Origin of the sequence: Flavobacterium chungangensis (assembly GCF_042654045.1) — a bacterium.
Taxonomy (GTDB): domain Bacteria; phylum Bacteroidota; class Bacteroidia; order Flavobacteriales; family Flavobacteriaceae; genus Flavobacterium; species Flavobacterium chungangensis.
Genome location: NZ_JBHSFY010000041.1, coordinates 1 through 576 on the forward strand (window position 1 = coordinate 1; position 576 = coordinate 576).

Consider the following 576-nt stretch of genomic DNA (forward strand, 5'->3'; position numbering starts at 1 on the left):
CGCCTCGACGCTGCCTGCTCCCATGCGGGCCGCGAACGTCTTCCAGGGCACCGTGCCGCTGGACGACGACGCGACCTCCGCGCCCGACTGGGACCGGCTCCCGCTGCTCCCGATGGACGAGTCGGCGGCGTTCCAGCTCCGCTGGGAGGCCGACCACCTGACGGCGTTCGTCGTCGTGCCGGACGCGACCCCGGCCGTTCCACGGGGCGGCCGATCCACAGGCCCGTGCCGGCGGCGGCATGGAGCGCTTCGCGTCCGAGGCGGGCGTCGCACAGGATGCCGTAACCCGCCTTTCCATCGGCGACGCGCTGCGCCGCCCTGAGGCACAGGGACTTGAAGGGGCCGATGCGCTCGCGCGGCACGCCAAGCACTTCCCCAGCCACCCGCACGATTTCACGCAGGCGGTGGCGCGCGGTCTCCGGCGGAATATCGGCCGGCGCGCGATATTCCTGGATGTGCAGATAGAGCGGGCCACCGGTGTTGCTGTAGACGTCGATAGCGGCGGCGTACTCCGGCATGTCCTGGTCGTAGGCGCGCCAGCAGTGGATGTTTTCGCGCTCCAGCCGCTTGCGCAGA

At 71.4% G+C, this 576-nt stretch carries 2 protein-coding genes; one reads left to right on the forward strand and one right to left on the reverse strand.

What is annotated here, in order from left to right:
• The coding region (locus ACFO3N_RS24955; protein ID WP_379801520.1) for a 2-deoxy-5-keto-D-gluconate 6-phosphate aldolase domain-containing protein at window positions 1–347 on the reverse strand (347 nt) is incomplete at its 3' end.
• Between ACFO3N_RS24955 and ACFO3N_RS24960 the strand changes: the two genes are divergently transcribed.
• Window positions 240–576, forward strand: a 337-nt coding sequence (locus tag ACFO3N_RS24960) for a hypothetical protein (protein ID WP_379801522.1), incomplete at its 3' end; no start/stop codon positions are given. The genes ACFO3N_RS24955 and ACFO3N_RS24960 overlap by 108 nt on opposite strands.